This is a genomic window from Odoribacter lunatus (assembly GCF_943193135.1).
GTDB lineage: Bacteria > Bacteroidota > Bacteroidia > Bacteroidales > Marinifilaceae > Culturomica > Culturomica lunata.
The window spans coordinates 1-24314 of record NZ_CALPCZ010000022.1 but is presented as its reverse complement, the minus strand read 5'-3'; the positions used below and the strand labels follow the sequence as shown (position 1 = coordinate 24314).

General features: G+C 47.2%; 21 protein-coding genes, 1 tRNA gene, 1 pseudogene and 1 riboswitch. Of the genes and pseudogenes, 12 read left to right on the top strand and 11 right to left on the bottom strand.

All coding sequences use genetic code 11. The features are described 5' to 3' along the window. Positions 1-12: 12 nt before the first annotated feature. Together NFR61_RS08640 and NFR61_RS08635 are read right to left on the bottom strand one after the other, a co-directional pair. Complete coding sequence (locus tag NFR61_RS08640) at positions 13-1167, bottom strand: iron-containing alcohol dehydrogenase (protein ID WP_251623111.1); 1155 nt, start codon at positions 1165-1167, stop codon at positions 13-15. A gap of 20 nt (positions 1168-1187) precedes the next feature. Then, on the bottom strand, positions 1188-2162 hold the full coding sequence (locus NFR61_RS08635; protein WP_251623109.1) for an aldo/keto reductase: 975 nt from the start codon (positions 2160-2162) through the stop codon (positions 1188-1190). A gap of 228 nt (positions 2163-2390) precedes the next feature. On the opposite strand from NFR61_RS08635, the gene NFR61_RS08630 reads away from it, so the two are divergent. From NFR61_RS08630 to NFR61_RS08615, 4 genes are read left to right on the top strand one after another with little or no spacing between them, the layout of a single operon-like run. After that, positions 2391-2993, top strand: a complete 603-nt coding sequence (locus NFR61_RS08630; protein ID WP_251623108.1) for a flavodoxin — start codon at positions 2391-2393, stop codon at positions 2991-2993. Positions 2994-3021: 28 nt separating this feature from the next. After that, positions 3022-4551: a M20/M25/M40 family metallo-hydrolase gene (locus NFR61_RS08625; protein WP_251623106.1), complete on the top strand. Its 1530-nt coding sequence runs from the start codon at positions 3022-3024 to the stop codon at positions 4549-4551. 28 nt (positions 4552-4579) lie between these two features. Next, positions 4580-5269, top strand: coding sequence for a flavodoxin (locus tag NFR61_RS08620; protein WP_251623104.1), 690 nt, complete (start codon positions 4580-4582; stop codon positions 5267-5269). A 14-nt stretch (positions 5270-5283) separates the two neighbouring features. After that, positions 5284-6123, top strand: coding sequence for an aldo/keto reductase (locus NFR61_RS08615; RefSeq protein WP_251623102.1), 840 nt, complete (start codon positions 5284-5286; stop codon positions 6121-6123). A 242-nt stretch (positions 6124-6365) separates the two neighbouring features. On the opposite strand, the pseudogene NFR61_RS11195 reads toward NFR61_RS08615, so the two are convergent. Further along, positions 6366-6542: pseudogene (locus NFR61_RS11195) on the bottom strand (tyrosine-type recombinase/integrase); the annotation flags it as partial. 282 nt (positions 6543-6824) lie between these two features. On the opposite strand from NFR61_RS11195, the gene NFR61_RS08605 reads away from it, so the two are divergent. Together NFR61_RS08605 and NFR61_RS08600 are read left to right on the top strand one after the other, a co-directional pair. Further along, entirely contained in the window at positions 6825-8054 is a 1230-nt protein-coding gene (locus NFR61_RS08605) for a site-specific integrase (RefSeq protein ID WP_251623098.1), read from the top strand. Between the two features lie 13 nt (positions 8055-8067). Beyond that, positions 8068-9288, top strand: coding sequence for a site-specific integrase (locus NFR61_RS08600; RefSeq protein WP_251623096.1), 1221 nt, complete (start codon positions 8068-8070; stop codon positions 9286-9288). Positions 9289-9443: 155 nt separating this feature from the next. Here the strand turns inward: NFR61_RS08600 and NFR61_RS08595 are convergent, their stop codons facing one another. The 5 genes from NFR61_RS08595 to mtaB form a co-directional block, all read right to left on the bottom strand. Further along, positions 9444-10676 carry a site-specific integrase gene (locus NFR61_RS08595; protein ID WP_251623094.1) on the bottom strand — a complete coding sequence of 411 codons (1233 nt, stop codon included), beginning with the start codon at positions 10674-10676 and terminating at the stop codon, positions 9444-9446. A 253-nt stretch (positions 10677-10929) separates the two neighbouring features. Continuing rightward, positions 10930-11014, bottom strand: a tRNA-Ser gene (locus NFR61_RS08590). Positions 11015-11103: 89 nt separating this feature from the next. Continuing rightward, on the bottom strand, positions 11104-12438 hold the full coding sequence (nhaA, locus tag NFR61_RS08585; RefSeq protein WP_251623146.1) for a Na+/H+ antiporter NhaA: 1335 nt from the start codon (positions 12436-12438) through the stop codon (positions 11104-11106). Positions 12439-12474: 36 nt separating this feature from the next. Then, the gene (locus NFR61_RS08580) at positions 12475-13491 is read right to left on the bottom strand and encodes an NAD-dependent epimerase/dehydratase family protein (protein ID WP_251623092.1); all 1017 of its coding nucleotides are present in this window, start codon (positions 13489-13491) and stop codon (positions 12475-12477) included. A gap of 87 nt (positions 13492-13578) precedes the next feature. Next, a complete protein-coding gene (gene mtaB / locus NFR61_RS08575) occupies positions 13579-14862 on the bottom strand; it encodes a tRNA (N(6)-L-threonylcarbamoyladenosine(37)-C(2))-methylthiotransferase MtaB (protein ID WP_251623091.1) in 1284 nt (427 codons plus the stop codon). 97 nt (positions 14863-14959) lie between these two features. On the opposite strand from mtaB, the gene lpxB reads away from it, so the two are divergent. Both lpxB and NFR61_RS08565 read left to right on the top strand, forming a co-directional pair. Next, positions 14960-16099 (top strand): lipid-A-disaccharide synthase, encoded by a 1140-nt coding sequence (gene lpxB / locus NFR61_RS08570; protein ID WP_251623083.1) that lies wholly within the window; start codon positions 14960-14962, stop codon positions 16097-16099. Between the two features lie 17 nt (positions 16100-16116). Further along, on the top strand, positions 16117-17937 hold the full coding sequence (locus NFR61_RS08565) for a thioredoxin domain-containing protein (protein ID WP_251623081.1): 1821 nt from the start codon (positions 16117-16119) through the stop codon (positions 17935-17937). Positions 17938-17946: 9 nt separating this feature from the next. Here the strand turns inward: NFR61_RS08565 and NFR61_RS08560 are convergent, their stop codons facing one another. Both NFR61_RS08560 and kbl read right to left on the bottom strand, forming a co-directional pair. After that, a complete protein-coding gene (locus tag NFR61_RS08560) occupies positions 17947-18732 on the bottom strand; it encodes a glycoside hydrolase family 16 protein (protein ID WP_251623078.1) in 786 nt (261 codons plus the stop codon). 74 nt (positions 18733-18806) lie between these two features. Then, positions 18807-19997, bottom strand: a complete 1191-nt coding sequence (gene kbl, locus NFR61_RS08555; protein ID WP_251623076.1) for a glycine C-acetyltransferase — start codon at positions 19995-19997, stop codon at positions 18807-18809. 107 nt (positions 19998-20104) lie between these two features. Beyond that, positions 20105-20227: riboswitch (FMN riboswitch) on the top strand. Positions 20228-20303: 76 nt separating this feature from the next. Here kbl and ribD point away from each other — a divergent pair. Genes ribD through ribH form a run of 4 tightly spaced genes read left to right on the top strand, consistent with a single transcriptional unit; the run spans position 20304 to position 23818 of the window. Beyond that, positions 20304-21449 carry a bifunctional diaminohydroxyphosphoribosylaminopyrimidine deaminase/5-amino-6-(5-phosphoribosylamino)uracil reductase RibD gene (gene ribD, locus NFR61_RS08550; RefSeq protein WP_251623074.1) on the top strand — a complete coding sequence of 382 codons (1146 nt, stop codon included), beginning with the start codon at positions 20304-20306 and terminating at the stop codon, positions 21447-21449. Between the two features lies 1 nt (position 21450). Beyond that, positions 21451-22083 carry a riboflavin synthase gene (locus NFR61_RS08545; protein WP_251623072.1) on the top strand — a complete coding sequence of 211 codons (633 nt, stop codon included), beginning with the start codon at positions 21451-21453 and terminating at the stop codon, positions 22081-22083. A 28-nt stretch (positions 22084-22111) separates the two neighbouring features. Beyond that, positions 22112-23338, top strand: a complete 1227-nt coding sequence (locus NFR61_RS08540) for a bifunctional 3,4-dihydroxy-2-butanone-4-phosphate synthase/GTP cyclohydrolase II (RefSeq protein ID WP_251623144.1) — start codon at positions 22112-22114, stop codon at positions 23336-23338. An 18-nt stretch (positions 23339-23356) separates the two neighbouring features. Then, a complete protein-coding gene (gene ribH, locus NFR61_RS08535; RefSeq protein ID WP_251623070.1) occupies positions 23357-23818 on the top strand; it encodes a 6,7-dimethyl-8-ribityllumazine synthase in 462 nt (153 codons plus the stop codon). Between the two features lie 99 nt (positions 23819-23917). On the opposite strand, the gene NFR61_RS08530 is transcribed toward ribH, so the two are convergent. After that, positions 23918-24202 carry a hypothetical protein gene (locus tag NFR61_RS08530; RefSeq protein WP_251623068.1) on the bottom strand — a complete coding sequence of 95 codons (285 nt, stop codon included), beginning with the start codon at positions 24200-24202 and terminating at the stop codon, positions 23918-23920. Between the last annotated feature and the right edge of the window lie 112 nt (positions 24203-24314).

Here is a 24314-nt window from a genome sequence, read left to right as displayed (position 1 = left end):
TTTTTACCCTGTTTATATTCTCTCTGCCAACAGTTCGAAAATTTCATCTCTCGTAAACTTACGGCAACATCCCGGAGTGATGATACATGTGTCGGCTGCGGCCCTAAGCACCGATTCGTCCGTAATGTCCATTTCGCTCCAACGGGCAGGAAGTCCGATTTCGCGGATAAACGCTTCGAGTGCCTCGACACCACGCATAGCCGTCTCCTCAACCGTGATACCTTTCACACCCCATACGGTTTCCGCCATACGGGCCAGTTTCTCCCTGCCGGCTTCCAGCAAACGACGGTAGAGCGCGGGATGAATCACCGCCAGTCCCTGCCCGTGGTTGCAGTCGGTATAGGCCCCTATGGCATGTTCAATCATGTGGCACTGAAAGTCCGTCTGCTTGCCGAGCTTGAGCATGCCGTTCTCGGCCATTGCCGAAGCCCACATCAACTCGCCGCGGGCGAAGTCATCGTCAGGATTCTGAATGAGGCGGCGCAGATTCCTGATTACGTTCCGCATAATCGCCTCGTTGATCTCATCGGACAGATTCGTCTCCTGAGGCTTGCCCATGTAGGTTTCCATACAGTGGCTCAGGGTGTCGAATGCACCGCTGACGACCTGTTTCATGGGCACGCTTTTCGTCAGATCGCTGTCCAGCACGGCGAAGGAGTGGAATGCACCGAAAAGCGGCTGTTTCAACTTTTTCTCTTCGTGGGTAATCACCGCTCCGTTGTTCTGTTCGGCGCCCGTACCGGATGCCGTGACGACGGCTCCCATCGGGACGAAATCGGTCGGCAACCGATGATGTACGTACCACATGTCCCAGACGTCCTCGTCCGTCAAAGCCTGCGCCGACACAATCTTGCAACAGTCGATGACAGACCCACCGCCTACGGCCAAAATGAAGTCTATATTATTTTCGCGTACAATCTGTGCTCCTTCCTGCACCTTCTGATAGGTCGGATTGGGCATGATGCCGCCGAAGTCCGTTACCTGCTTGCCGCACTCCGTGAGCCACGACACGATACGGTCGTACAGGCCTGTGCGTTTGATCGAACCGCCGCCATAGGCCAGCAGTACATTTGCTCCCGCTTTTTGAAGTTCACTCTTGACAGCATCTTCGGCGCATCCCTTACCGAAATACTGTTTGACTGGATATTGATAAATAAAGTTGTTCATATTGTTATTCTGAATATCATTTATTTCTGTGTCGGAATCTGCATCTTGCCGAGATAGGCACGTTCTTTTTCTTCGAGCGACATGTTGAAGAACCGCTTTTCTTTATTCAATCCACGCATCTGCTCCATCTCCCCGTCGGTCAGCTCGAAATCGAAAATCGCGATGTTCTCTTTGATGTAATCGGGATTCGAGGCCCCGGGAATGGCCGAGAACCCCTCTTGTATATGCCAGCGCAGAATCACCTGCGCCGGGGTCTTGCCGTGCGCTTCGGCGATTTTCATGATGGTCGGGTCTTTCAGCAGCGCACCGTTCGACATGGCACCGCCCAGCGGGAACCAGCAGGTTGTGTGAATGCCGTAAGGCTTTACCTTCTCGCGTATGGTCAGCCGCTGCGCATAGGGATGACATTCGATTTGAAGCACGGCGGGTTTCACGCGCGATTCAGTCATGATGCGTTCGAACACCTCGTCGCTCGCATCGAAATTGCTGATGCCCAACGCACGCACCTTGCCCATTGCAATGGCTTTCTCCATGTCGCGCCATGCACCCACGAAATCGCCCACAGGCTGGTGGACATACAGCAGGTCGATATAATCCAGTTGCAGCCGCTCCAGCATCTCATCGATTGCTTTCATCGTCGTGCCTTCGCCGTACTCCGTCGGCCAGAGCTTCGAGGTAATCCAGATCTGTTCGCGCGGCGTACCGCTCTCGGCCATGAAACGCTTCACGGCACGGCCTACACCCTCCTCATCGTTGTAAGCGTGGGCGGTGTCGATATGCCGATAGCCGGCGCGCAAGGCCGTGAGGCACGACTGCTCGCACACCTCGTCGGAGGGTTGGAGGAAGGTTCCCAGTCCGAACTGCGGCATCAAAATACCGTTATTGAGTTGTACCATCGGTACGTCGGCGGCAGTCTTGTACGTATCTTGCGCGAAAGAGGTGCTGCCTATCATCGAGGCCAGTACAGCAAGGCTGATAAAAATTTTTCTTTTCATATCTGTTTCCGATTTATGTTCGATGAAGCAAAATTAGGGCGAAGCATTCGGATAGCGTTTACGAAAAAATCGGTTGAAACTACACTTATTTCGGTTTTTGCATCGATGCGGAATCGATTCCCGAAAAAATGGTAATTCAACCCGTATTTTTTGTTCGGCTCAAACCATCCGATTGCTCTACTTTTGCGGGCATAAGAAAAATAACTGAGTGAAACAAAGGAACAAAATATGAAACCAAGTTGTATAGTGCGGTCCTTGTCCGTTCTTTGTGTGTTACAGTGCCTGTTTGGTTGCAATCACTTCACAGGTTCAAAGGTTCCGTTATATGAAGCCGATACGATTGCGTGTGATACAAGCAGAACCATTCTTGTCGCATATTTCAGTCGGAGTGGTAATACCCGATGTATTGCAGAAACAATTGCCGAACAGACCGGAGGAACTTTGTTTTGTGTTGAGCGGGCAACCCCTTATTCCGATGAATTCAGAAAATGTGCCGATGAAGCCAAAGAAGAACGAGACAACGACATTCGGCCATTGCTTGCCGGCAAAATAGAAGACTTCGATCGCTATGATGTCATTTTCGTTGGTTGTCCGGTCTGGTGGCATACGGCTCCTATGCCTGTATGGTCATTCTTAGAAAACGAAGGATATGATTTCACGGGAAAAATCGTCGTCCCGTTTTGTTCGTATGCAAATATGTTTCCGGAAGAAACGCTGCTTAAAATAGTGGAGCTCACACCCGGCTCCATTCATCCCAGAGGTTTGCCAGTCAAAGAAAGAGATACGAAAGAAGTGAAAGATTGGTTGCGCACGATACATATCATAGAATAGCAGAGGTAATAATTATAAATGAAGTAAAATGGTAAAACGAATATTCACGGGCATTGCAGCCGTCTGTATGGCAACAAGCCTGCATGCGCAAACTTGTCTGCCCGAAAATGTCGCCTACTTGGTAAAAGAGGAAGCATTTCACCATTCACGAGTGGACGAGTTGTCGCAATTCATGACAGACGAACTCGGTCCGCGCCTTGCGGCATCGCGAATGAAACTGCGAGCGGAACGCCTGGTATTGGACAAACTGAATGAGTGGGGACTGGCGAACCCCCGGCTCGATTTTGCTGCCGAGTTCGACAAAGGCGGATGGGACAATGAGAAAAATTATGCCGCCATGACCGTTCCCTATTACTGTAGCTTTGCAGCCACACCCAAAGCATGGTCAGGCAGTACGGAGGGGTTAGTCAAGGGTGAATGTATCGTCATGGATGTAAAAAGCAAACCGGATCTTGAACAGTATCGGGACAGGTTGAAGGGAAAGATTGTCTTGATGCCTGTACAACAGACCTATGAGATATCTTTCAAACCCCAAGCCAGTCGATACACCGATGAACAATTGGCAGAGATGGAGAAAGATTCCCGTCCGACAGGTCGTCGTTGGACTTCTCGTTCGAGTGACAGGACACAACAGGAATTGCAACGAGCCATTGATTCGCTATTGAAAGAAGAAGGTGCTTTAGCAATAGTCAGTGGCAGCGGCGTCTTCAATGTTCCCAGCTCCCGTGGGGTGGATTACAAATCCGGCCACCCTGAACCACTGCCGGAACTGATTCTTCCGATCGAAGATCACGGTCGCATGGTACGTCTGATAGCTGCCGGAGAAAAGGTGGAAATGGAACTCGACATCCGAAATGTATTTACCGACAACCGAAAGATAAACAACATCATTACGGAAATCCCCGGAAGCGATAATAAGTTGAAAAACGAAGTGGTGCTTATCGGAGCGCATCTCGATTCATGGCATGGAGGAACGGGCGGAGCGGACAATGCTGCCGGCTGTATTGTGATGATGGAAGCGATGCGAATCATTCATACACTGGGAATTTCACCGCGGCGAACCATTCGTCTGGCATTATGGGGTGGAGAGGAACAAGGTCTATATGGTTCGCGTGGGTATGCAACCCGTTACCTCTATGATGACGCAAAAAACAACGCTTTGTCTGGCTATGAGCAATTCGCCCTCTATCTGAATATGGATTTTGGCTCTGGCCGATTTCGTGGCGTCTATCTGGAAGAAAACGATCAGGCAGTCCCGTTTTTTGAAGCATGGAGCAAACCGTTTGCTTCTTTTGGCTTCGGAACACTGTCTCCGATTAAAGTAGGCAGTACAGATCATGTAACTTTTTCTCGACTGGGACTTCCAGCTTATCAGTTTATACAGGACCCATTGGAATATTTCCGTACTTATCATACATCAATGGATACTTACGAACGTCTTTCATTGGATGATTTGAAAGTAAATGCTGCCATTGTTGCGTGGCTTGCCTTGAATGCGGCGATGGACGACAACCGGATTCCGGTCAAACCCGGCTATCCGGGGAATATAAAACGATAAATTTTTGATAACGTATTAAAAAAATGACATGAAAAAGTATCTGATTTATCTGATGATGGCTGCGGCCGTCATGGCATTCGGCGCCTGCTTGCCCGAAGATGAAAACGAACCCCAAACACCGGAAATCGAAACGCCCGAAGCTCCGGATGACGGCGGCGAAGAGACTCCCGACAATCCTGACGAACCGGAGACTCCCGACGAACCTCAGCAGCCGGGCGACGATCCCGATACTCCGTCCGGCAGTCGCAAAATCCTCGTTACCTATTTCAGCTGGGGTGGCACAACGCAGCGCATGGCGCAGGAGATTGTCCGTCAGACCGGAGCCGACGTATTCCGCATCGAGCCCGTCGTTCCCTATCCGACCGAGTACACGCCCTGCACCGAGGTCGCTCTCGAAGAACGCGATACCGATGCTCGCCCGGCCATTGTCTCTACCGTAGAGAACTGGGCGGACTATGACACGGTGTTCATCGGCTGTCCCGTGTGGTGGCACACGGCTCCGATGATTATCAACACATTCTCGGAAAGCTACGATTTCAAGGGCAAGACCGTCGTACCGTTCTGCACCTATGCCGCTACCTACCGCGATGAAACGCTGGCACGCATCGTGGAGCTTACGCCCGATGCCGCACATCTGACCGGCGAGGGACTGACGAGCGGACGAATCAACGAACAAACCATCGCAACGTGGTTGCGCAATATCGGTATTGTCGAATAAAAACAACAGAAAATATGCAAACTGTGAAATTGAACAACGGCGTCGAGATGCCTCAGATGGGTTACGGCGTCTATCAGGTTTCGCCCGCCGAATGCGAGCGCTGCGTTGCGGATGCCCTGAGCGTCGGCTACCGCATGATTGACACGGCGCAGGCCTACCATAACGAAGAGGGCGTGGGTAACGCCGTGCGCCGCAGCGGCATCGACCGCGGAGAGATTTTCCTCGTGTCGAAAGTCTGGATCTCCAACTACGGCTACGAAAAGGCCAAAGCCTCCATCGACGAGAGCCTGCGCCGCTTGCAGACCGACTACATCGACCTGATGCTACTGCACCAGCCCTTCTGCGACCGCTACGGGGCATACCGCGCATTGGAGGAGGCATATAAGGAAGGAAAACTCCGCGCCATCGGTGTTTCGAACTTCTATCCCGATCACTTCATCGACTTGGCCAGCAACATGGAAATAGTTCCGGCGGTCAATCAGGTCGAAACGCATGTGTTCGACCAGCAGATTGAAGCGCAGAAAATCATGGAGGAGTTCGGCACGCGCATCATGTCGTGGGGACCGTTCGCCGAAGGACGCAACAATTTATTTACCAATCCGCTGCTGACCGAAATCGGTCACAAATACGACAAATCGGTGGCGCAGGTCGCCCTGCGCTGGCTCATCCAGCGCGGCGTTGTCATTATCCCCAAATCGACCCACATCGAGCGGATGCAGCAGAACATCGACATTTTCGACTTCGTGCTCTCCGACGAAGATATGGCTGCCATCGCCACACTCGACACGGGCAAAAGTCTTTTCTTCGACCACCACGACGCCGAAACGGCCCGCATGTTCATGGGGTGGAGGTAGAGAATACAGAAACGAATTGAGGAAGTAGCCATTCAATAATGATTTGGCTACCTACAAAATATTGACCACCCAACACTATAAAAATAGTTTGTGGTGGTCAATATGATTTATGCCATTATAATCACTTTACTTTGTTTTTTTCCTATACGTACCCGGATTAAAGTAAACCTAAATTTGGCCATATGCAGATATGGAAACAGTACCATTTTATAGCACTCAACAATGCTACGATTTACATTAGACTAATCGAACAATCCGTTTACCAAATTGACCGCATCGTCCTTTTTCTGATTGATGATTTTAGCGTACACCTGTGTCATTTTCACATCGGCATGACCGAGCAACTTCGAAGTGGTATATAGATCTGCTCCAAGTGTCAGCATCATCGTGGCGAAAGTGTGGCGGGCAGTATGGAAAGTGTTAGGGTATGCAAGGAAAAGCGGACAGGTAAAGATAAAACGTAAGTCGTTTAAAATGAGCGACAGTTCAGTATTTTGCCAAGTGATAAAAATGCAAATGACAACGGAATATTGAGGTCGTTCAGTTACCAAACCATTAGCCAGGCAGCTACCGAAACATGAACAGGTAACTCCGGGCAATAAAAAGAATTTCTCACTGTTTTGTTTACGCTCATACACAGTATTTTGCTTATCGAAGAACGCTTATGGACAACTTAATATTGTCAACAAAACTATAAGCGTATGAAAGTAGAAAAATTCAAGGTATTGCTCTACCTTAGAAGGAGCGGACTGAACAAGTCGGGCAAGGCTCCCGTCATGGGACGTATCACCGTGAACCGGACAATGGCGCAATTCAGTTGTAAATTTTCTTGTACGCCCGATTTATGGAATCCCCGAGAAAGCCGCCTGAACGGCAAAAGCAGAGAGGCCATCGAAGTGAATTCCAAAATAGAAAAGTTGCTTTTGGCAGTGAATACGGCTTTCGACAGCCTCGTGTCCCGCAAGACCGATTTCAACGCCACCGACGTAAAAGACCTTTTTCAAGGCAGCATGGAAACGCAGGTGACCCTCATGAAAATGACCGACGCCGTATGTGCCGACCTCAAGGCGCGTATCGGCATAGACCGGGCGAAAGGCACTTATCCCTCCTATCACTATATGCGCCTGACGCTCGGAGAGTTCATCGAAACCAAATACCGGGTCAAGGATATGGCATTCGGACAGTTGACGGAACAGTTCATCCACGACTATCAGGCATTTGCCATGGAAAACAAAGGCTATGCAGTTGATACTGTCCGCCATCATCTTGCCATCCTGAAGAAGATATGCCGTCTTGCTTACAAGAAAGGATATTCGGAAAAATGCCATTTCCAGCATTTTGTCCTGCCTAAACAATCGGAACACACCCCACGGGCATTGAGTCGGGAATCGTTCGAGAAAATCCGTGACGTGGAAATACCCCCGTACAGGAAAACGCATATACTGGCACGCGACCTTTTCCTGTTTGCCTGTTATACGGGAGTATCCTATGCCGATGTGGTTTCCATTACGAATGAAAACCTGTTTACGGACGAGGACGGAGCGCTATGGCTAAAATACCGCCGAAAGAAAAACGAGCATCGGGCGAGCGTGAAGCTCCTTCCCGAAGCGTTGACCCTGCTTGAAAAATACAAGGACGAAACACGTAAAACGCTCTTCCCGACAATTTATCATTCAAACATGAAACGGCATATGAAAGCGTTGGCGGCATTGGCGGGCATAAAGGATGACTTGTGCTATCATCAGGCCCGGCATAGCTTCGCCTCACTGATTACGCTCGAAGCGGGCGTGCCGATTGAGACCATCAGCAGGATGCTGGGACATTCCGACATATCCACCACGCAGTTATATGCCCGCGTCAGTCCCAAAAAACTTTTTGAGGACATGGACAAATTCATAGAAGCCACCGGAGATTTCAGACTAACCATTTAATACAGGAAACAATATGCGAAGCACATTCTCATTATTACCCTACATTAACCGCAGCAAGGTAAAGGCTGACGGTACAACTGCCGTACTGTGCCGTATAACTGTTGACGGAAAGCAGACTGTCGTAAGTACAGGAATTTATTGCCGGCCGAAAGATTGGAGTAGTAAGAAAAACGAGATTAAATCCATAAGGGAGAACAACCGCTTACGGGAATATCTGCAACTGACAGAAGAAGCCTATAATAAGATACTGAAATCGCAAGGCGTGGTCAGTGCAGAGATATTGAAGAACCACATCACCTTGAACAACATTCATCCTACCACCCTTTTGCAAATGGGAGAATGGGAAAGGGAACGGCTGAAGAAACACTCCAAAAAAATAGAATCGACCTCTTCCTATCGCCACTCCATGTACTACCAGAAATACCTGACGGACTTTCTCGTCTCTTCCGGGAAAAGGGATATCGCCCTCGAAGAGGTTACGGAGGACTTCGGAAAGGCCTACAAGGCGTTTTTGAAGAAAAACAAGAACTTCGGTGCTGCACAAACGAACCATTGCCTGTGTTGGCTGAACCGTCTGTTGTATCTGGCTGTCGATAAGGAAATTATCCGTACAAACCCTTGTGAGGATATGGAATATGAACCCAAACCGGAGGCAAAACACAGGTACATCAGCCGTGAGGAGTTCAAGACGATTCTTGCTACGCCGATGTATGACAAACGTCAGGAACTTGCAAGGCGGGCTTTCATCTTCTCCTGCCTAACCGGATTGGCATATGTGGATATAAAACTGCTGCATCCACACCATATCGGTATGAACGCGGACAGCAGACGTTACATCCGTATCAACCGCAAGAAAACAAAGGTGGAAGCGTTCATCCCGTTACATCCCATAGCGGAACAGATATTGTCAATGTATAACACGACTGATGACGAGCAGCCCGTGTTTCCGCTTCCCAGCCGTGATGCCTTGTGGTTTGAGATTCATGAATTGGGTGTAATCATAGGGAAGGAGGAGAACTTGTCCTACCATCAAAGTCGGCATAGCTTCGGAACTTTTTTGATTTCAGCGGACATACCGATAGAAAGTATCGCCAAGATGATGGGGCATTCCAATATTCAGACAACGCAGGGGTATGCACGGATAACCGATGATAAAATCTCCAAGGATATGGACAAGCTGATGGAACGCAGGAAGATACAACCTGCCAGCGAAAAAGCAGACAACAGTAAATAACAATATCAAATAAAGAGTCTATGAACCGAGGAATCATAACAATCAGTGAAACGGGGGCGGTCACGATGCCGGACGTCCCCGTTTCACTGATTGTTATGATTCCTCGATTCATGATATTCGTGTTGAAATGTCTAATCTTTGTTGCTTTTCCATGTTTATTCTAATCCCTGCATCGAAAATTTTGCGTTGACACCCGTCATGTCCCGCATAATGCTTTTATCCAAGATCTGGGCGTAATGGCGTGTCATTTTGGTGTCGGAGTGTCCTAACATTTTAGCGACATTTTCAATGGATACTCCGTTGGCAAGACATACGGACGTCGCATACGAGTGTCTGGCTGAATGCGTCTTAAGCTCTTTTTCAATCCCACAGATGTCGGCAATCTCTTTCAGATAGGCATTCATCTTCTGATTGCAGGGGACGGGTAGCAAGGTGCCGTTCTTGACGCAAGATGGGTGGTCTTTATATTTCTCCAAAATCCGTCTGGGGATGTCGAGCAACGGGATGTTGCACATGTTGTTCGTCTTTTGCCTGCGTTTGCGAATCCATAAGGCACCGTTGTTGTCCATTGCGATATGCTCACGCTTCAATCCTTTCACATCCGAAAAGGCCAGTCCAGTGAAACAACAAAATATGAACGTATCCCTTACTATTGCCAGTCGTTCAATCTTGATGGGTTTCTCCATTATTTTTTTGATTTCATGGTCTTCCAGAAATACAGGCTCCACTTCGTCCAGATGAAAGCGGATGTTGGCAAACGGGTCTTTTTTTATCCATTCGTTAGCCAGGGCGATACGGATAATCTTTTTAAAGTTCTTTAAGTACTTGGTGGCCGTGTTGTGGCAACAATTGCGCTTTGTCTTCAAAAAGAATTCATAATCAACTATGAACTTGTGATTTACCTCCTCCAGGAGAACATCTTCCTTGTTAAAGCACTCCCGGATAAATTCCCGGGTATGCCGAAAGCTGGTCTCGTAACGCTCTACGGTAGCAGGGGACATGTCTTTTCCAGCCAATAGGGCGCATCGTTCATTGTGCTCTTTGAATACCTTAAGCAGGGTCATCTGTGATTTCTTATCCTTTCCCAGGTATTTCTCGATGATTCCTTTTGCCGTAATCCGTATGCCGTCAAATTCCATTTCCCGGTAGATTTTCATGACTTTCAGCTTAATGGTATCCAAGGTGTTGTTTAACTCTTCGGATTTTCTGTTTGTGCCTGATACCCTGCCCGTGGAGGCGTGCCATAATTCGGGATTTACTTTCAGATTGATGGACGTTTCGGCACGCAGTCCGTCTACGGTCACCCTTAGCAATACGGGAACTTCTCCGTTTCTTGAAACTCTTGTCTTTTTGATAAAAAATAGAATTTTAAAGGTTCTTCTTTCCATACTTTTTTAGTTGTTTTAGGGTTGATAAAAGTATGAAATGTCGTTGAACCAAGCGGAATGCAGAATGTTGCAAAAGTGTGAAAATGAAATATTTGCACGTAAATCGGTGACATTTTTCTGGATTGTGAAAGTGTCACCGAATTTGTTTGTGACTGTCACCGAATTTTGCCATTTTTTGCTATTCCTCTGAAAAGTAAAAACCCTGTAAGGTTTTAATTTACAGGGTTTCTCTTGGCTTTTATTTAAATCTCCGCGGAGAGAGAGGGATTCGAACCCCCGGAAAGTTGCCCTTCAACGGTTTTCAAGACCGCCGCATTCGACCACTCTGCCATCTCTCCAATTGCGGGGCAAATATAAATAGATTTTTAGTAAACACAAAGAATTCTGAATAATATTTAGGGATTTAAATACGTGATTCGTTGATTTCTTAAGTGTTTTCTGGTTTAAGAACTCGTTTTAAAACTGAATATCCACATATCCCGGCGAATACAGAGCCTGAAATGATTCCTAGTTTGGCTTGATTTAAAAGTTCTGCTCCAATTTCAGGAATGTTTGCATAAGATAAATTGGCAATGAATAGCGAGACTGTAAAACCGATACCTCCTAACAGGGCTACACCGAAAAGTGATTGGTTATTCATACGTTCAGGCATAGACAGAAGTCCGCTTTTGGTGGCTAGCCATGTGAAAGAGAATATACCGATTAGTTTGCCGAATACTAGTGATAAAAACAAGGTAGTGGTGACTCCTTGGAGGGAATCTAAGTTAAATCCGCTAAAGTTAATACTTGCGTTAGCGAATGCAAAGAGAGGCATTACAATGTAATTAACCAATGGATGTAAATTGTCCTCAAAGGATTGCAAAGGACTGATGACTTTATCGGAAGCTGATTCGATATGCTTTAAGATGGACAGTTCTGTATTACTTAGCATGTGATTTCCGTATATTTTTTCAGGGAGACGAGCAATACAAGCGCGGAGATCCTCTGAATATTGAGCTAAGTCGAATTTAGGACGAGCAGGAACAGTAAATGCTACAATTACTCCGGCTATCGTGGGGTGGATACCTGAGTTAAGGAATAGGTACCAAATGATAACACCGAAAAAGATGTAAAATAGTTTGCTATAAATATTCAATCTGTTTCCGATGTATAAAATACCGATGACCAAAAGAGACCAAAGCAGATATTTTAGGATGATGCCACTACTGTAAAAGACTCCAATTACAATAATGCCGCCAATATCGTCGGCCACAGCAAAAGTTGTTAAAAAGATTTTCAAACTTAAGGGTACTTTTTTGCCTAATAGGGATAATACTCCTAATGAGAAAGCAATATCTGTCGCCATCGGAATGGCTGCGCCTTTGGCGGCTGCACCGCTGGGACTGATGAGGAAGAATAATAGAACCGGCAGAATCATACCTCCGCATGCTGCAATAACAGGCAATAAAGCTTTGCGGAGTGAGGATAACTCACCGACGAGAGTTTCGCGTTTAATTTCCAAGCCTACGGAAAAAAAGAATATTGTCATCAATGCGTCGTTAATGAACTCTAGCAGATTCATGTTGTGTCCATGGGCTTGGAAGAGATTGAAGTTGCCGAATCTAAGAACAACTTCCTGAGAAAGTAACGCATGGTATTGACTGCTGAAAGGTGAGTTGGCTATAATCATTGCGATAGCAGCCACTACAAGTAAGATAACTCCACTATTGACCTTTGCTTTCATAAAAAGACGAATAGGTACTTTGAGGAGGTCTTTATTCATAAATTGTGAAAAAGTTGATTGTGACATGATTTTGTATTATTTATAAAAGTTTTTATGCCATTCGGTGAATTGTTTTATTCCTTCTTCTAAAGGTGTGGAAGGCGTGTATTTGAAATCTTGTTTTAATTTGCGGGTGTCTGCCCATGTTTGATAAACGTCACCCGGTTGCATCTCGATGAATTCTTTTTGTGCTTCTTGATTAAGGTATTTTTCAAGGGTATGTATGAATTCCATGAGAGGAGTGGGGGAGCCGTGCCCGATGTTATATACTACAGCCGGAGCATCGGTTGTATTTTGGCTCGCTTGTTCGGGATGTTCGGTTATTTTTATAATTCCTTCGATAATGTCGTCAATGTATGTAAAATCGCGGGATAAATTGCCGTTGTTGAAAATACGTATAGGCTGTTTGTTTTTTATAGCGTTGGCAAATAGTATGGGTGCCATGTCCGGACGTCCGTAGGGCCCGTATACGGTGAAGAAACGGAGCCCGATAGTTTGAATTCCGTATAGATGGGAATATGTGTACGCCATAAGTTCATTGCTTTTTTTTGTAGCAGCGTATAAGCTTATCGGCTGGTCTACTCGCTCTGTTTCGTTAAAAGGAGTGTGTGAAGAGTTGCCGTAGACGGATGAAGACGACGCATATATGAAGTGGGAACATTGATGGAGCCGGCAACATTCCAATAAATTTATAAATCCTTCGATGTTACTATGGATATAGGCTTGGGGATTTTGGAGGCTGTACCGTACTCCGGCTTGTGCGGCAAGGTTAATGATGCAATCAAAATGATTGTTTTGGAAAATATTTTCCAACTGTTCGTTGTCGCATAAATCTATTTGTCTGAAACGATAGTTCGGTAATGTAGAGGAAGTGATTTCCTGATTGTAGGACGGGTTGTGAATACCGCCTTTTTTCAGCCGGGCTTTTTTTAGGTTGATGTCGTAATAGTCATTAATAGAATCGATACCGTAGATTTGATGGCCTTGTTTTGCTAAAGCTTCAGCGAGAAATGAGCCTATAAAACCGGCAGTACCTGTAATGAAAATATTCATGATTGTTAAAAATAATTACGGCCTCCAAAAGTACAATAATTTGACTAAAATTCAAACATTGAGGAAACTGTTAGTTGAAGGAAAAAGTTAGTCTTTTCCTAATAATTCTGGGGTTATCGTGACCGGTACGATTTGGTTGATTAATGAAGCGTCAAATTCTTTTTCAATTCGGATGTAATTGTCTGTAAATCCTCCAATCATCCCTTGGGCATGATGCTCTTCAAATAGAACATTGCGGGTTTTGCCAATGAATCGGGCGTAAAACTGATTTAGTTTTTGTTCGGATAATTTTAGTAGAGCTTCTACTCTTTGATGTTTTTCCGTAGGAGGGACGATTTCTTTTATTTCAAGTGCTTTCGTTCCTTGTCGTTCGGAATACGGGAATACATGTAAGCGGGAAATGTCCAGTTTGGAAATGAATGAAAAAGCATCCTCGAAATACGCTAAGGTTTCTCCTCTCATGCCGGCAATGACATCAACGCCGATGAATGCGTCGGGTAATAGGGTTCTGATGGTATTTATTTTTTCCGCAAACAATTCTCTGGGATACCGGCGTTTCATTAGGCGAAGGACTTCATTGCTTCCGGATTGAAGAGGGATGTGGAAGTGAGGCATGAAACGGACGGAATTTGCAATAAAATGAATGATGTCGTCCGTAAGTAAATTGGGTTCAATAGAGGAAATACGAAATCTCTCAATTTCTTCTACTTTGTCTAATGCTTGGAGGAGCTCAAAGAAATTCTCTTGGGTGCCTCTTCCGAAGTCACCGGTATTAACTCCGGTTAAAATAATTTCTTTGACGCCTTTTGTTGCAACAGACTTGGCCGTCTCAACAACTTGTCGGATTGTGGCGCTTCGGCTTTTCCCTCTGGCATAGGGAATGGTACAATAACTGCAAAAGTAGTCGCAACCATCCTGTATTTTGAGGAAGCATCGGGTGCGGTCACCAAAAGAACAAGCCAGGTCAAAGTTTCCTAATTTAAAAATATCACAGGAATGTGGTTCTTGTTGTTGGCGAGCATCATAAAAGCGTAAGTATTCTTCTACTTTGAATTTTTCATGGGCGCCTAATACCAAGTTGACGCCTTCGATTTGCATGATTTCCTTTGCCCGGAGCTGAGCATAACATCCTACGACAACGACATAGGCGTCCGGATTATGGTGAATGATTTTTCGGATAACCTGTCGTCCTTTGCGTTCGGCGACGTCGGTGACGCTACACGTATTGATGACAAATATGTCGGCTTCTTCTTTTTCATTGACGGTTATTACTCCTGCATTCTCCAAACTATGCCGTATTGTGGATGTTTCGGAAAAGTTTAATTTACACCCCAAGGTGATATATGCCGCTTTTTTCCCGGAGAGAATCATATATGTTGTTCTGACTTAATTCGGGCGCAAAAGTAATTATTTTGAGGGTATTTTTTACCTTTGCGTGCTAAGATATGGGGAGTTATAATTAAAAGTTATGAGATATTATATTATAGCGGGAGAAGCATCGGGTGACTTGCATGCTTCCAATCTTATAAAGGGACTGCGGGAAGAGGATAAGGCGGCCGAAGTACGGGGTTGGGGGGGGAATTTGATGCGGGAGGCGGGGTGTGATATTGTACGTCATTACAAGGATACGGCAATCATGGGCTTTCTTACCGTATTGAAGAATTTGGGGAGGATTAAAGAGAACATCTGTATGTGCAGTAAAGATATTATTGCGTGGCAACCGGATGTGTTGATTCTGGTCGATTATGCCGGCTTTAATCTTAGGATAGCCCGTTTGGCTAAGAAAGCCGGAATTAAAATCTTTTACTATATTTCTCCGAAGTTGTGGGCGTGGAATACGGGGCGAGTGAAGAAAATCAAGAAATACATCGATCGCATGTATGTTATTTTCCCTTTTGAGGTCGATTTTTACAAGCAATATAATTATCAAGTCTATTATGAGGGAAATCCGTTGATGGATGCCATTTGTGAACGTCCGTACAGAGAAGAGACATTTGATGAATTTGTCGCTTCCAATCGGCTTGCTTCCAAACCGATTATAGCTTTGTTGGCAGGAAGCCGCAAACAGGAATTAAAGCATGTATTGCCTAAAATGCTGGAAATGGTTGATTGTTTCCCCGATTATCAATTTGTAATAGCAGGAGCGCCCTCTATGACAGCGGAGGATTATGCCCCTTATTTGCGGGGGAGGGCCATTCCGGTAGTGTATGGTCGGACATACCGATTGTTACAGCAGGCAACGGCGGCGTTGGTTACTTCCGGAACTGCTACATTGGAGACCGCTATTCTGAAAATACCGGAAATTGTGTGTTATAGTGGAGAAGGTGGGGCTTTAAGCTACTTTTTGTTTAAGGTTTTTGTGAAAGTAAAGTACATATCGCTGGTTAATTTGATTATGGGTCGGGAAGTTGTAAAAGAACTTCTGATGCAGAAACTGAATGCTAAAAACTTGCGGGCGGAACTTTCGGAAATATTGGAGAATGGGGAGAAGAGACAACGGATGTTGTCTGATTATGATGAACTCAACCGCCGTTTAGGTGCAGCGGGAGCATCCCGCCGTTTTGCAGCCGGAATGGTAAGCTGTCTGCGGGCGGAATATGGTAAATAACGAAAGGGGTGGTGGTTATGAAATGGATTATCCTGCTTATTTTTTCTTTGGGAATAGGGAAGGGGCAAGCACAAGCACAGGAAGTCAGTCCTCTGATTACTGCGATGACGTGGGAAGAAGCGAGCCGGGTTGCTTTAAAGGAACGAAAAATCGTTTTTGCGGTGGTAGGAGTTTCCCCGGAAGAACAGCAGCGGGTTCGGAAGTTGTTTTCAAATGAATCTCTTGGGCTTTTTCTGTCGCGGAATACTGTCGGTATAGCCATTAATATGCAGACCGTGGACAATGAATTTTTTGAACGGAAATTATTGATGTCTCCGTGGCCGGCCTATGCTTTTTTTATGCCCTATGGCGATTTGTTGGAATCTGTTCCGGTGAAAGAAGTAGGTGGAAATGCGGATAAGTTGTTGGAAGTGGGTAGGGAAGCTCTAAGACGGGCGGAAATCAGGAAAAATAACAGCCGTTCAGTTGATTTTCGGGAAGGAAAATTGGAAAACTTATTGGCGGAAGCTGATTCTGATGGAAAATTGTTATTTGTAATGGGACGCACGGATACATGTTGGTCTTGTTTGTTCATGGAAAAAAATGTATTGAATTTAGACAAGGTGGCAGATTTTTATAACAGTCATTTTATCAGTGTCCGCACGGATACATTTGTTTCGGGGGATTTGCATTATCCGTATTATTTTTTTCTCAATGAGAGTGGAAAAATCGTGCATGCCGCAGAGGGACTCATGGATGAGGAGATATTTATCGAAATGGGTAAGACGGCTTTGAAAAAGGCGGAAGGTGTTGTTTTTGAAACAGTCGCTTTTGACTCATTGCTTGTTCGGGCATCCCGGGAAGGTAAGGGGGTATTTCTTGACTTGTATTTTTTGACGGGTGCAGAGAGAAAGCAGTTGGAGAAAAAAATATGGCGGGATCCTCGCGTTGCGGAGTTTTGGGAAAGGCATTTTGTAAGCGGGAGTTATAGTGTACAGGAAGAGGAGGGCAGGCGGATAAAAGAAAAATATGCTCTCGCGGGGAATCAGTTTTTTTGCTTTGTAGATGCCGAGGGAAATATTCAGCATCAGATTGTGAATGTGGAATCGGCGGAAGAGTTGCTCGGCGAGGCACAGCGCGTTTTGGCTGGGAACGGATGGAAGGCTATGAGTGAAAAATACAGGCAAGGAGAGCGGAGTGCCGATTTCATAGAAGAATATATAAGGACTTCAGGACGGGCGGGACGAATGAAGCAGGCGGGAGAAGCGGCATCGTCTTATCTTTCCGGCTTGGGTGGCGACTCGTTGCGGAAAGCGAAATATTGGGAATTGTACAGGACGTATGTAACCGATGCTCGTTCAGAGTTGTTTTTGTATGTCAGGGTGCATCGTGCGGAACTGGGGACATTGTACGGACAGGAAGCGGTGGAACGTAAGATACGGGAGATATGGCAGGCGGGAGCGGGTGATTTTGTACAGGAAACCGATGAGGGATGGCGCTTCGATGAACTGGCTTTCAAGGAGTATGTGAAAGGATTAAAGAAAGAAAAAGTGGATGGCTGGCGTATCATTGCCAGAGCAGCCCGCATGGATGCGGCTGAGAAAACAGGGGATTGGCGTACTTACACCGAATTGGCGGAAGAACGGTGGAATGAAGAGAAAATCTCCGAAGCCGAATTGTATGGCTGGGGGGTAAAGATTAATGAAAACTGTCTTGATAAATCCATACGTTTCAAGGCTGCCCGCTGGTTTGCCGTGGCGGCGGCCGATATGGAAAGAAAAGAGAGATTGACCGGTAAGATCAACCTCTCTTCTTATAAAGGTTTTTTTGAAAAATTAGTGGACGAATTGGTACAATAGGCTCGTGGACTATTGCTTTTTATAAAATCTTACCCAATCGACTTCCATTTTTACCGGTAATTCATCGGGATTCACTTTTCCGACCCAGTTTCCTCCAAGCTGCATATCTATGAGGAGATAAAAAGGCCTGTCAAACGGGAATTGTCCCGGTTGGTCCGTTTCTATCCGGGGATAGGTGAATACGTGTTGCCGATTGACGGAGAACACCAGGCTGTCCTGATATAGCTCCACGCCGTAAATGTTGTAATCTTCTGGATTGATGACAGCTGTAGCGCCGTTTTTCGGATTGTCTTTAATGCCGAGGGTGTGGGAGTAATGAGAGTGTGTCGTCTGGTAGACAATCGTATCAAAATTGAGGTGCTCCATGATGTCGATTTCTCCGCCTGTCGGCCAGGGGGCATTTTCAGGCAACATCCAGATTGCGGGCCAGGCTCCTGTCACGGCGCCCAATTTTGCCCGGATTTCAAGTTTGCCTTCTGTGAAGGTCTTTTTACCTTTGGTGTAGACGCCGCCTGTCAGATAGGGCGCCGTGTCCTGGCATTGGGTAGTATTTCTTATGCCGTATAGGATAAGGTTACTGTTTTTTACTTCATAGCAGGAGTCAAAAGAGCTCATATAGTTATTCCAGTCGGACGGGCCTCTGGAAATCTTACTCCACACGGTAGTGTCCAGCACGCCGTTTTGAGTGAAAGAATCTTCCCAGACCAATTTCCACTCCTCTTTTGGGGAAGAACCACAGCCGTAAAAAAGCGTGTTCAAAAGGATGAGGGAAGTAATAAATAGGGATGTTTTCATAATGCAGTTATAATGAAAGGCTGTACCAAAATTAATTTTGATACAGCCTTATCGGTGGTTGATGAAAATAGATGTTATTTAATAACGTTCAGTTTCTTGCCGATTTTGATAAATGCGGCGATAGCTCGGTCGAGTTGTTCACGGGTGTGAGCTGCGGACAACTGGATGCGGATGCGGGCTTGTCCTTTCGGTACAACCGGATAGTAGAAACCGGTTACGTAGATATTTTCTTTCTGCAACTCGGCAGCGAATTGTTGTGAAAGAACTGCATCATACAGCATCAGGGCGCAGATGGCCGATTCGGACGGTTTCAGGTCGAATCCGGCTTCCGTCAGTTTATTCCGGAAATATTCCGCATTTTCCATAACGCGGTCTCTTAATTCCGTGCTGGCGCTCAACATGTCGAATACGGCGATAGAGGCACCGCAGATTGCCGGAGACAGGGAATTGGAGAACAAATAAGGTCTGGAACGTTGGCGAAGCATTTCGATGATTTCTTTTTTACCGGTGGTATAACCGCCCATGGCGCCGCCCAAAGCTTTACCGAGCGTACCGGTGAAGATGTCTACGCGGTCCATGACTCCGTTGTGTTCGGCAGAGCCGCGGCCTGTCTTGCCGATGAATCCGGCAGCGTGGCTGTCATCCACCATAACGAGAGCGTTGTATTTATCTGCCAGGTCGCATATTTCTTTCAGGCGGGCGATGTCGCCGTCCATAGAGAATACACCGTCGGTTACGATAATGCGGAAGCGTTGTGCCTGAGAAATTTTCAACTGCTCTTCCAGGTCTTCCATATTAGCGTGTTTGTAACGGTAACGTACGGCCTTGCAAAGACGTACGCCGTCGATAATGGAAGCGTGGTTCAGTTCGTCGGAAATAATGGCATCTTCCTGTGAGAACAACGGTTCAAAAACACCTCCGTTTGCATCGAAGCAAGCGGCGTAAAGAATGGTGTCTTCCGTACCGAAGAACTTGGAAATCTTGGCTTCCAATTCTTTGTGTATATCTTGCGTTCCGCAGATGAAGCGAACGGATGACATACCGTATCCGCGGGCATCCAGTCCTTTTTTGGCACCTTCAATCACCCGGGGGTCGGAAGACAATCCCAGATAGTTGTTAGCGCAGAAGTTCAACACGGTTTCGCCTGTGGTCAGTTTGATTTCTGCCCCCTGAGGCGTAGCGATAAGCCGTTCGTTTTTGTACAAACCGGCATCCTTTATTGACTGGATTTCAGTTTTTAGATAGTCTTGAAATTTTCCGTACATAATGTAAGTTTTTTAGAATTCCGGAGGCCAAAATTATACTTTTTTCCGGAGATACTTTCTTTTATATTGTTTTTTGTGGAATAATATTTACTTTTGCGGCGTAAATGACAATTCTTCGGGGCAGGGTGAGATTCCCTACCGGCGGTGACAGTCCGCGACTCCCGTTTTTCGGGATTGAACCGGTGAAAATCCGGTACCGACGGTAATAGTCCGGATGAAAGAAGAAAAGCGGTACGCAAGCGTACAAGAGTAATGACTATATAGACCCCGGACATATTGTCCGGGGTATTTTGTTGGATAAAAGTTATGAAAAAGCAAGAAAAGATTGACCTGAAATATATGAAGTATGCCATGGAACTGGCGGAGAGAGGCCGGGGATGGGTGAATCCCAACCCGATGGTCGGGGCGTTGCTTGTGAAGGACGATAGGATAATTGCGGAGGGATGGCATGAATATTACGGGGATTTGCATGCGGAGCGGAACGCTTTCAAAGAGTGCAGGGAAAGCGTAGAGGGAGCGACGATGTATGTGACGCTGGAGCCTTGCTGTCATTTCGGTAAGACGCCTCCGTGCACGGAAGTGATTATCAAAAGCAAGATTGCGCGGGTGGTAATCGGGATAACCGATCCGAATCCGTTGGTGGCGGGGAAAGGCATCGAATTGTTGCAGAAGGAGGGAATAGAAGTTGTTACCGGTGTGTTGGAGGAGGAGTTGAAGGAACAGAATAAAGTGTTTTTGAAATATATTACCACCCGCAGGCCGTGGGTGGTGTTGAAGACGGCGATGACGCTGGACGGGAAGATAGCCACGTGTACCGGAGACTCCAAATGGATAACGGGGGAGGAAGCGCGGGAGCGGGTGCACCATTTCAGACGGGAGTTTATGGGCGTCATGGTGGGTATCGGTACGGTATTGGCCGACGACCCGTTGTTGAATTGCCGGTTGGAGGGAGAGGTGCGACAGCCGGTGCGTCTGGTGGTGGATTCCAATCTGCGGATGCCGTTCAACAGCCGTCTGGTGGCGACGGCGCGTACGTACCGGACGATTGTCGTATGCACGCCCCAGGCCGACAAGGAAAGGCAGGAGGCACTGGAACGGTTGGGTATCGAGATATTGCGCTGTGAGGCAAAGGAGGGACGGGTGGATTTGGAGGAATTGATGCGGGTGTTGGGAGAGATGGGTATCGACTCCATTTTGCTGGAGGGCGGGGGGGAGCTGAATTACAGCTTTCTGCGGCAGGGACTGGTGGATGAGGTGTGTACGTTTATTGCGCCCAAACTGATAGGGGGACGGGATGCTAAAACGCCGCTCGAAGGAACGGGTTGGGAAAAGATGTACGAGGCGATGGAATTGGGTGACTGGCAGATAGAGCAATTCGGGAAGGATATTCTGTTGCGGGCGAGGGTGCTGCCGTGGGAAGACAAAAAGAGTTTTTCATATAAGGTATATTGATATGTTTACGGGAATCATAGAAGAAGTGGGTAAAGTCGGGAGCATCACGCGGGGCAGCCGCAGTGTGGTGCTGGAGATTGAGGCAAGCCGGGTGATGGAGGGAACGAATGTCGGGGACAGTATCGCGACAAACGGGGTATGCCTGACGGTGACGGAGAAGACGGGCAAGGGATTCCGGGCGGATGTGATGCCCGAGACGATGCACCGGAGTAATTTGGGGCTGCTGCGTCCGGGAGATGCGGTGAATCTGGAACGGGCGCTTTGTCTGAATGCCCGTTTGGGAGGGCATCTTGTGGCGGGGCATGTGGACGGCACGGGGCGGATTTTGAGCCTGGAACGGGACGATACGGCGATATGGATTGCCGTAAGCGCGCCGGAATCGATATTGCGCTATGTCATTGAAAAAGGCTCCATCGCCATTGACGGGGTGAGCCTGACGGTGGCGTATGTCGGCGAAACGATGTTCAAAGTGTCGGTGATTCCCCATACGCAGCAGGAAACGACGCTGATTAAGAAAAAGACGGGCGATACGGTCAATTTGGAAAACGACATGATAGCCCGCTATGTAGAGAAACTGACGGGAACGCAGCGGCAGGGACTGTCTGTGGAGTTCCTGAAAGAACACGGATTTTAAGGAGAAAATAATGAATAAAACAGATAAGATGGAAGAAGTGAAATTTAATACAATCGAGGAGGCGGTGGCCGATTTGAAGGCCGGAAAGATTATTGTGACGGTGGATGATCCCGACCGGGAGAACGAGGGGGATTTGATTTGCGCCGCCGAATTCGCTACACTGGAGAATGTGAATTTTATGGCTTCTTATGCCAAGGGGCTGATTTGCATGCCGATGAGCCGGGCGCTGACGGAGAAGCTGGATTTGCAGCAGATGGTCGCCCACAATACGGACAACCACGCGACGGCGTTTACTGTGTCTATTGACCATATTTCCACGACAACGGGAATTTCGGCATTGGAGCGGTCGGTAACGGCGATGAAATGCGTGGAGGAGGATGCCAAGCCTTCGGATTTCCGTCGGCCGGGGCACATGTTCCCGCTGGAAGCGAAAGCGGGAGGCGTGTTGGAGCGGATGGGGCATACCGAGGCGACGGTGGATTTGATGCGGATTGCGGGGTTGAAAGAATGCGGATTGTGCTGTGAGATTATGCGGGAGGACGGCACGATGATGCGCACGACGGAATTGCTGGCTTTTGCCCGGCAGCATGGATTGAAAATCATTACGGTGGCGGACCTCATAGCTTACCGCCGTCGGACGGAAGTCCTCGTGGAGCGGGTTACGGAAGCGGAGATGCCGACGAAATACGGTATATTCAAAGCATACGGGTATGTGAACAAGATTACGGGCGAGCACCATGTGGCGTTGGTGAAAGGCGATGTGGCGAACGGGGAACCGGTGTTGTGTCGGGTGCATTCGGAATGCCTCACGGGGGATGCTTTCGGCTCGTTGCGTTGTGATTGCGGGGAACAGTTGGCGGAAGCGCTCCGGCGGATTGAGAAGAACGGCAGGGGCGTATTGCTTTACATGCGCCAGGAGGGACGGGGCATCGGTTTGATAAACAAACTCAAGGCTTACCATTTGCAGGACGGCGGCATGGATACGGTGGAGGCGAATTTGGCGCTGGGCTTCAAGGCCGATTTGCGGGAGTACGGGACGGGAGCCGAGATATTGGCGGACCTTGGTGTGAGAAAAATGATTCTGATGACGAACAATCCGCTGAAGATGAAAGGACTGGACGGCTATGGGCTGGAGATTGTGGGGCGGGAGCCGATTGAGATGACCTGTAACGAAAAGAACGAATTTTATATGTATACCAAATACAAGAAAATGGGACACATCCTGCATGTGAAAAATGATTGGAAGAAAGTATAAACTTAAAAATAGGATACCATGAAAACTTTGGAAGGAAAATTATTGGCGGAAGGACAGCGGATCGGAATAGTGGCCGGCCGTTTCAATGAATTTATTACGAGTAAACTGCTGGGGGGTGCCGTGGACGCTTTCGTACGTCACGGGGGAGAAGAAGCGGACATCACGGTGGCATGGGTGCCGGGGGCTTTTGAGATACCCTTGACGGCGCAGAAAATGGTAGAGAGCGGGAAATACGACGCCGTTGTCTGCCTGGGGGCAGTCATCCGGGGGGCGACGCCTCATTTTGACATGGTTGCCAACGAAGCTACGAAAGGCGTGGCACAGGTGGGACTGCGGACGGGTGTTCCGGTTATCTTCGGAATACTGACCACCGACTCCATCGAACAGGCTGTGGAAAGAGCCGGCACGAAAGCGGGCAACAAAGGCTTTGAAGCCGTCACAACCGCCATCGAAATGATCAATCTGCTGAAGCAGATTTAAACAGCCCGCTTGAGGGGCGTTCTTCATTTAAAAGCGGCAGGGGATTCCTGCCGCTTTTTTATTGCGCCGGCGAAGTCTTTGGAGCTCCCACCGGCGACGCTAACTTGGTGATGCAATTTTCTGATTTATAGCATCTTGGAAAAACGCCAACCAAAAAAACCTTGGTTTAAAATGGGCGTTTTTTCCCTTCTGCGGCGGCAAAAGTAAATAAATAATCTCATTCTGCAACATTTTTGTTATCAGAATTTTATAAAAAGTGAGATAAAAAATTTGGGCGCGTATTGGAACTTGAAAATTAGCCATTTTAAACGAAGGTTTTTTTTGGTCAAGAAAAAAGTTGATATTTTGGTGTGTTTCTTGTTTTTGTAAATTCCTTAGTAACATATAAATAAGTATTCATTTTAAAACAAAAGAAAAATTATGGCAAAACAGTATTTTTGGCAAGGTTGGTTATTGGATAATCCGCTGACGGAAGACCCGAATGACTTCACACTCA

What these genes read in the sequence shown, in the direction of transcription:
- NFR61_RS08530 (WP_251623068.1), bottom strand. Translation starts at nt 24,202, where the DNA reads ATGTTACTAAGGAATTTACAAAAACAAGAAACACACCAAAATATCAAC.
- NFR61_RS08615 (WP_251623102.1), top strand. Translation starts at nt 5,284, where the DNA reads ATGCAAACTGTGAAATTGAACAACGGCGTCGAGATGCCTCAGATGGGT.
- NFR61_RS08580 (WP_251623092.1), bottom strand. Translation starts at nt 13,491, where the DNA reads ATGAATATTTTCATTACAGGTACTGCCGGTTTTATAGGCTCATTTCTC.
- NFR61_RS08625 (WP_251623106.1), top strand. Translation starts at nt 3,022, where the DNA reads ATGGTAAAACGAATATTCACGGGCATTGCAGCCGTCTGTATGGCAACA.
- lpxB (WP_251623083.1), top strand. Translation starts at nt 14,960, where the DNA reads ATGAGATATTATATTATAGCGGGAGAAGCATCGGGTGACTTGCATGCT.
- NFR61_RS08630 (WP_251623108.1), top strand. Translation starts at nt 2,391, where the DNA reads ATGAAACCAAGTTGTATAGTGCGGTCCTTGTCCGTTCTTTGTGTGTTA.
- ribH (WP_251623070.1), top strand. Translation starts at nt 23,357, where the DNA reads ATGAAAACTTTGGAAGGAAAATTATTGGCGGAAGGACAGCGGATCGGA.
- NFR61_RS08635 (WP_251623109.1), bottom strand. Translation starts at nt 2,162, where the DNA reads ATGAAAAGAAAAATTTTTATCAGCCTTGCTGTACTGGCCTCGATGATA.
- NFR61_RS08600 (WP_251623096.1), top strand. Translation starts at nt 8,068, where the DNA reads ATGCGAAGCACATTCTCATTATTACCCTACATTAACCGCAGCAAGGTA.
- mtaB (WP_251623091.1), bottom strand. Translation starts at nt 14,862, where the DNA reads ATGATTCTCTCCGGGAAAAAAGCGGCATATATCACCTTGGGGTGTAAA.
- NFR61_RS08595 (WP_251623094.1), bottom strand. Translation starts at nt 10,676, where the DNA reads ATGGAAAGAAGAACCTTTAAAATTCTATTTTTTATCAAAAAGACAAGA.
- nhaA (WP_251623146.1), bottom strand. Translation starts at nt 12,438, where the DNA reads ATGAATAAAGACCTCCTCAAAGTACCTATTCGTCTTTTTATGAAAGCA.
- NFR61_RS08545 (WP_251623072.1), top strand. Translation starts at nt 21,451, where the DNA reads ATGTTTACGGGAATCATAGAAGAAGTGGGTAAAGTCGGGAGCATCACG.
- ribD (WP_251623074.1), top strand. Translation starts at nt 20,304, where the DNA reads ATGAAAAAGCAAGAAAAGATTGACCTGAAATATATGAAGTATGCCATG.
- NFR61_RS08640 (WP_251623111.1), bottom strand. Translation starts at nt 1,167, where the DNA reads ATGAACAACTTTATTTATCAATATCCAGTCAAACAGTATTTCGGTAAG.
- NFR61_RS08540 (WP_251623144.1), top strand. Translation starts at nt 22,112, where the DNA reads ATGGAAGAAGTGAAATTTAATACAATCGAGGAGGCGGTGGCCGATTTG.
- NFR61_RS08620 (WP_251623104.1), top strand. Translation starts at nt 4,580, where the DNA reads ATGAAAAAGTATCTGATTTATCTGATGATGGCTGCGGCCGTCATGGCA.
- NFR61_RS08605 (WP_251623098.1), top strand. Translation starts at nt 6,825, where the DNA reads ATGAAAGTAGAAAAATTCAAGGTATTGCTCTACCTTAGAAGGAGCGGA.
- NFR61_RS08565 (WP_251623081.1), top strand. Translation starts at nt 16,117, where the DNA reads ATGAAATGGATTATCCTGCTTATTTTTTCTTTGGGAATAGGGAAGGGG.
- NFR61_RS08560 (WP_251623078.1), bottom strand. Translation starts at nt 18,732, where the DNA reads ATGAAAACATCCCTATTTATTACTTCCCTCATCCTTTTGAACACGCTT.
- kbl (WP_251623076.1), bottom strand. Translation starts at nt 19,997, where the DNA reads ATGTACGGAAAATTTCAAGACTATCTAAAAACTGAAATCCAGTCAATA.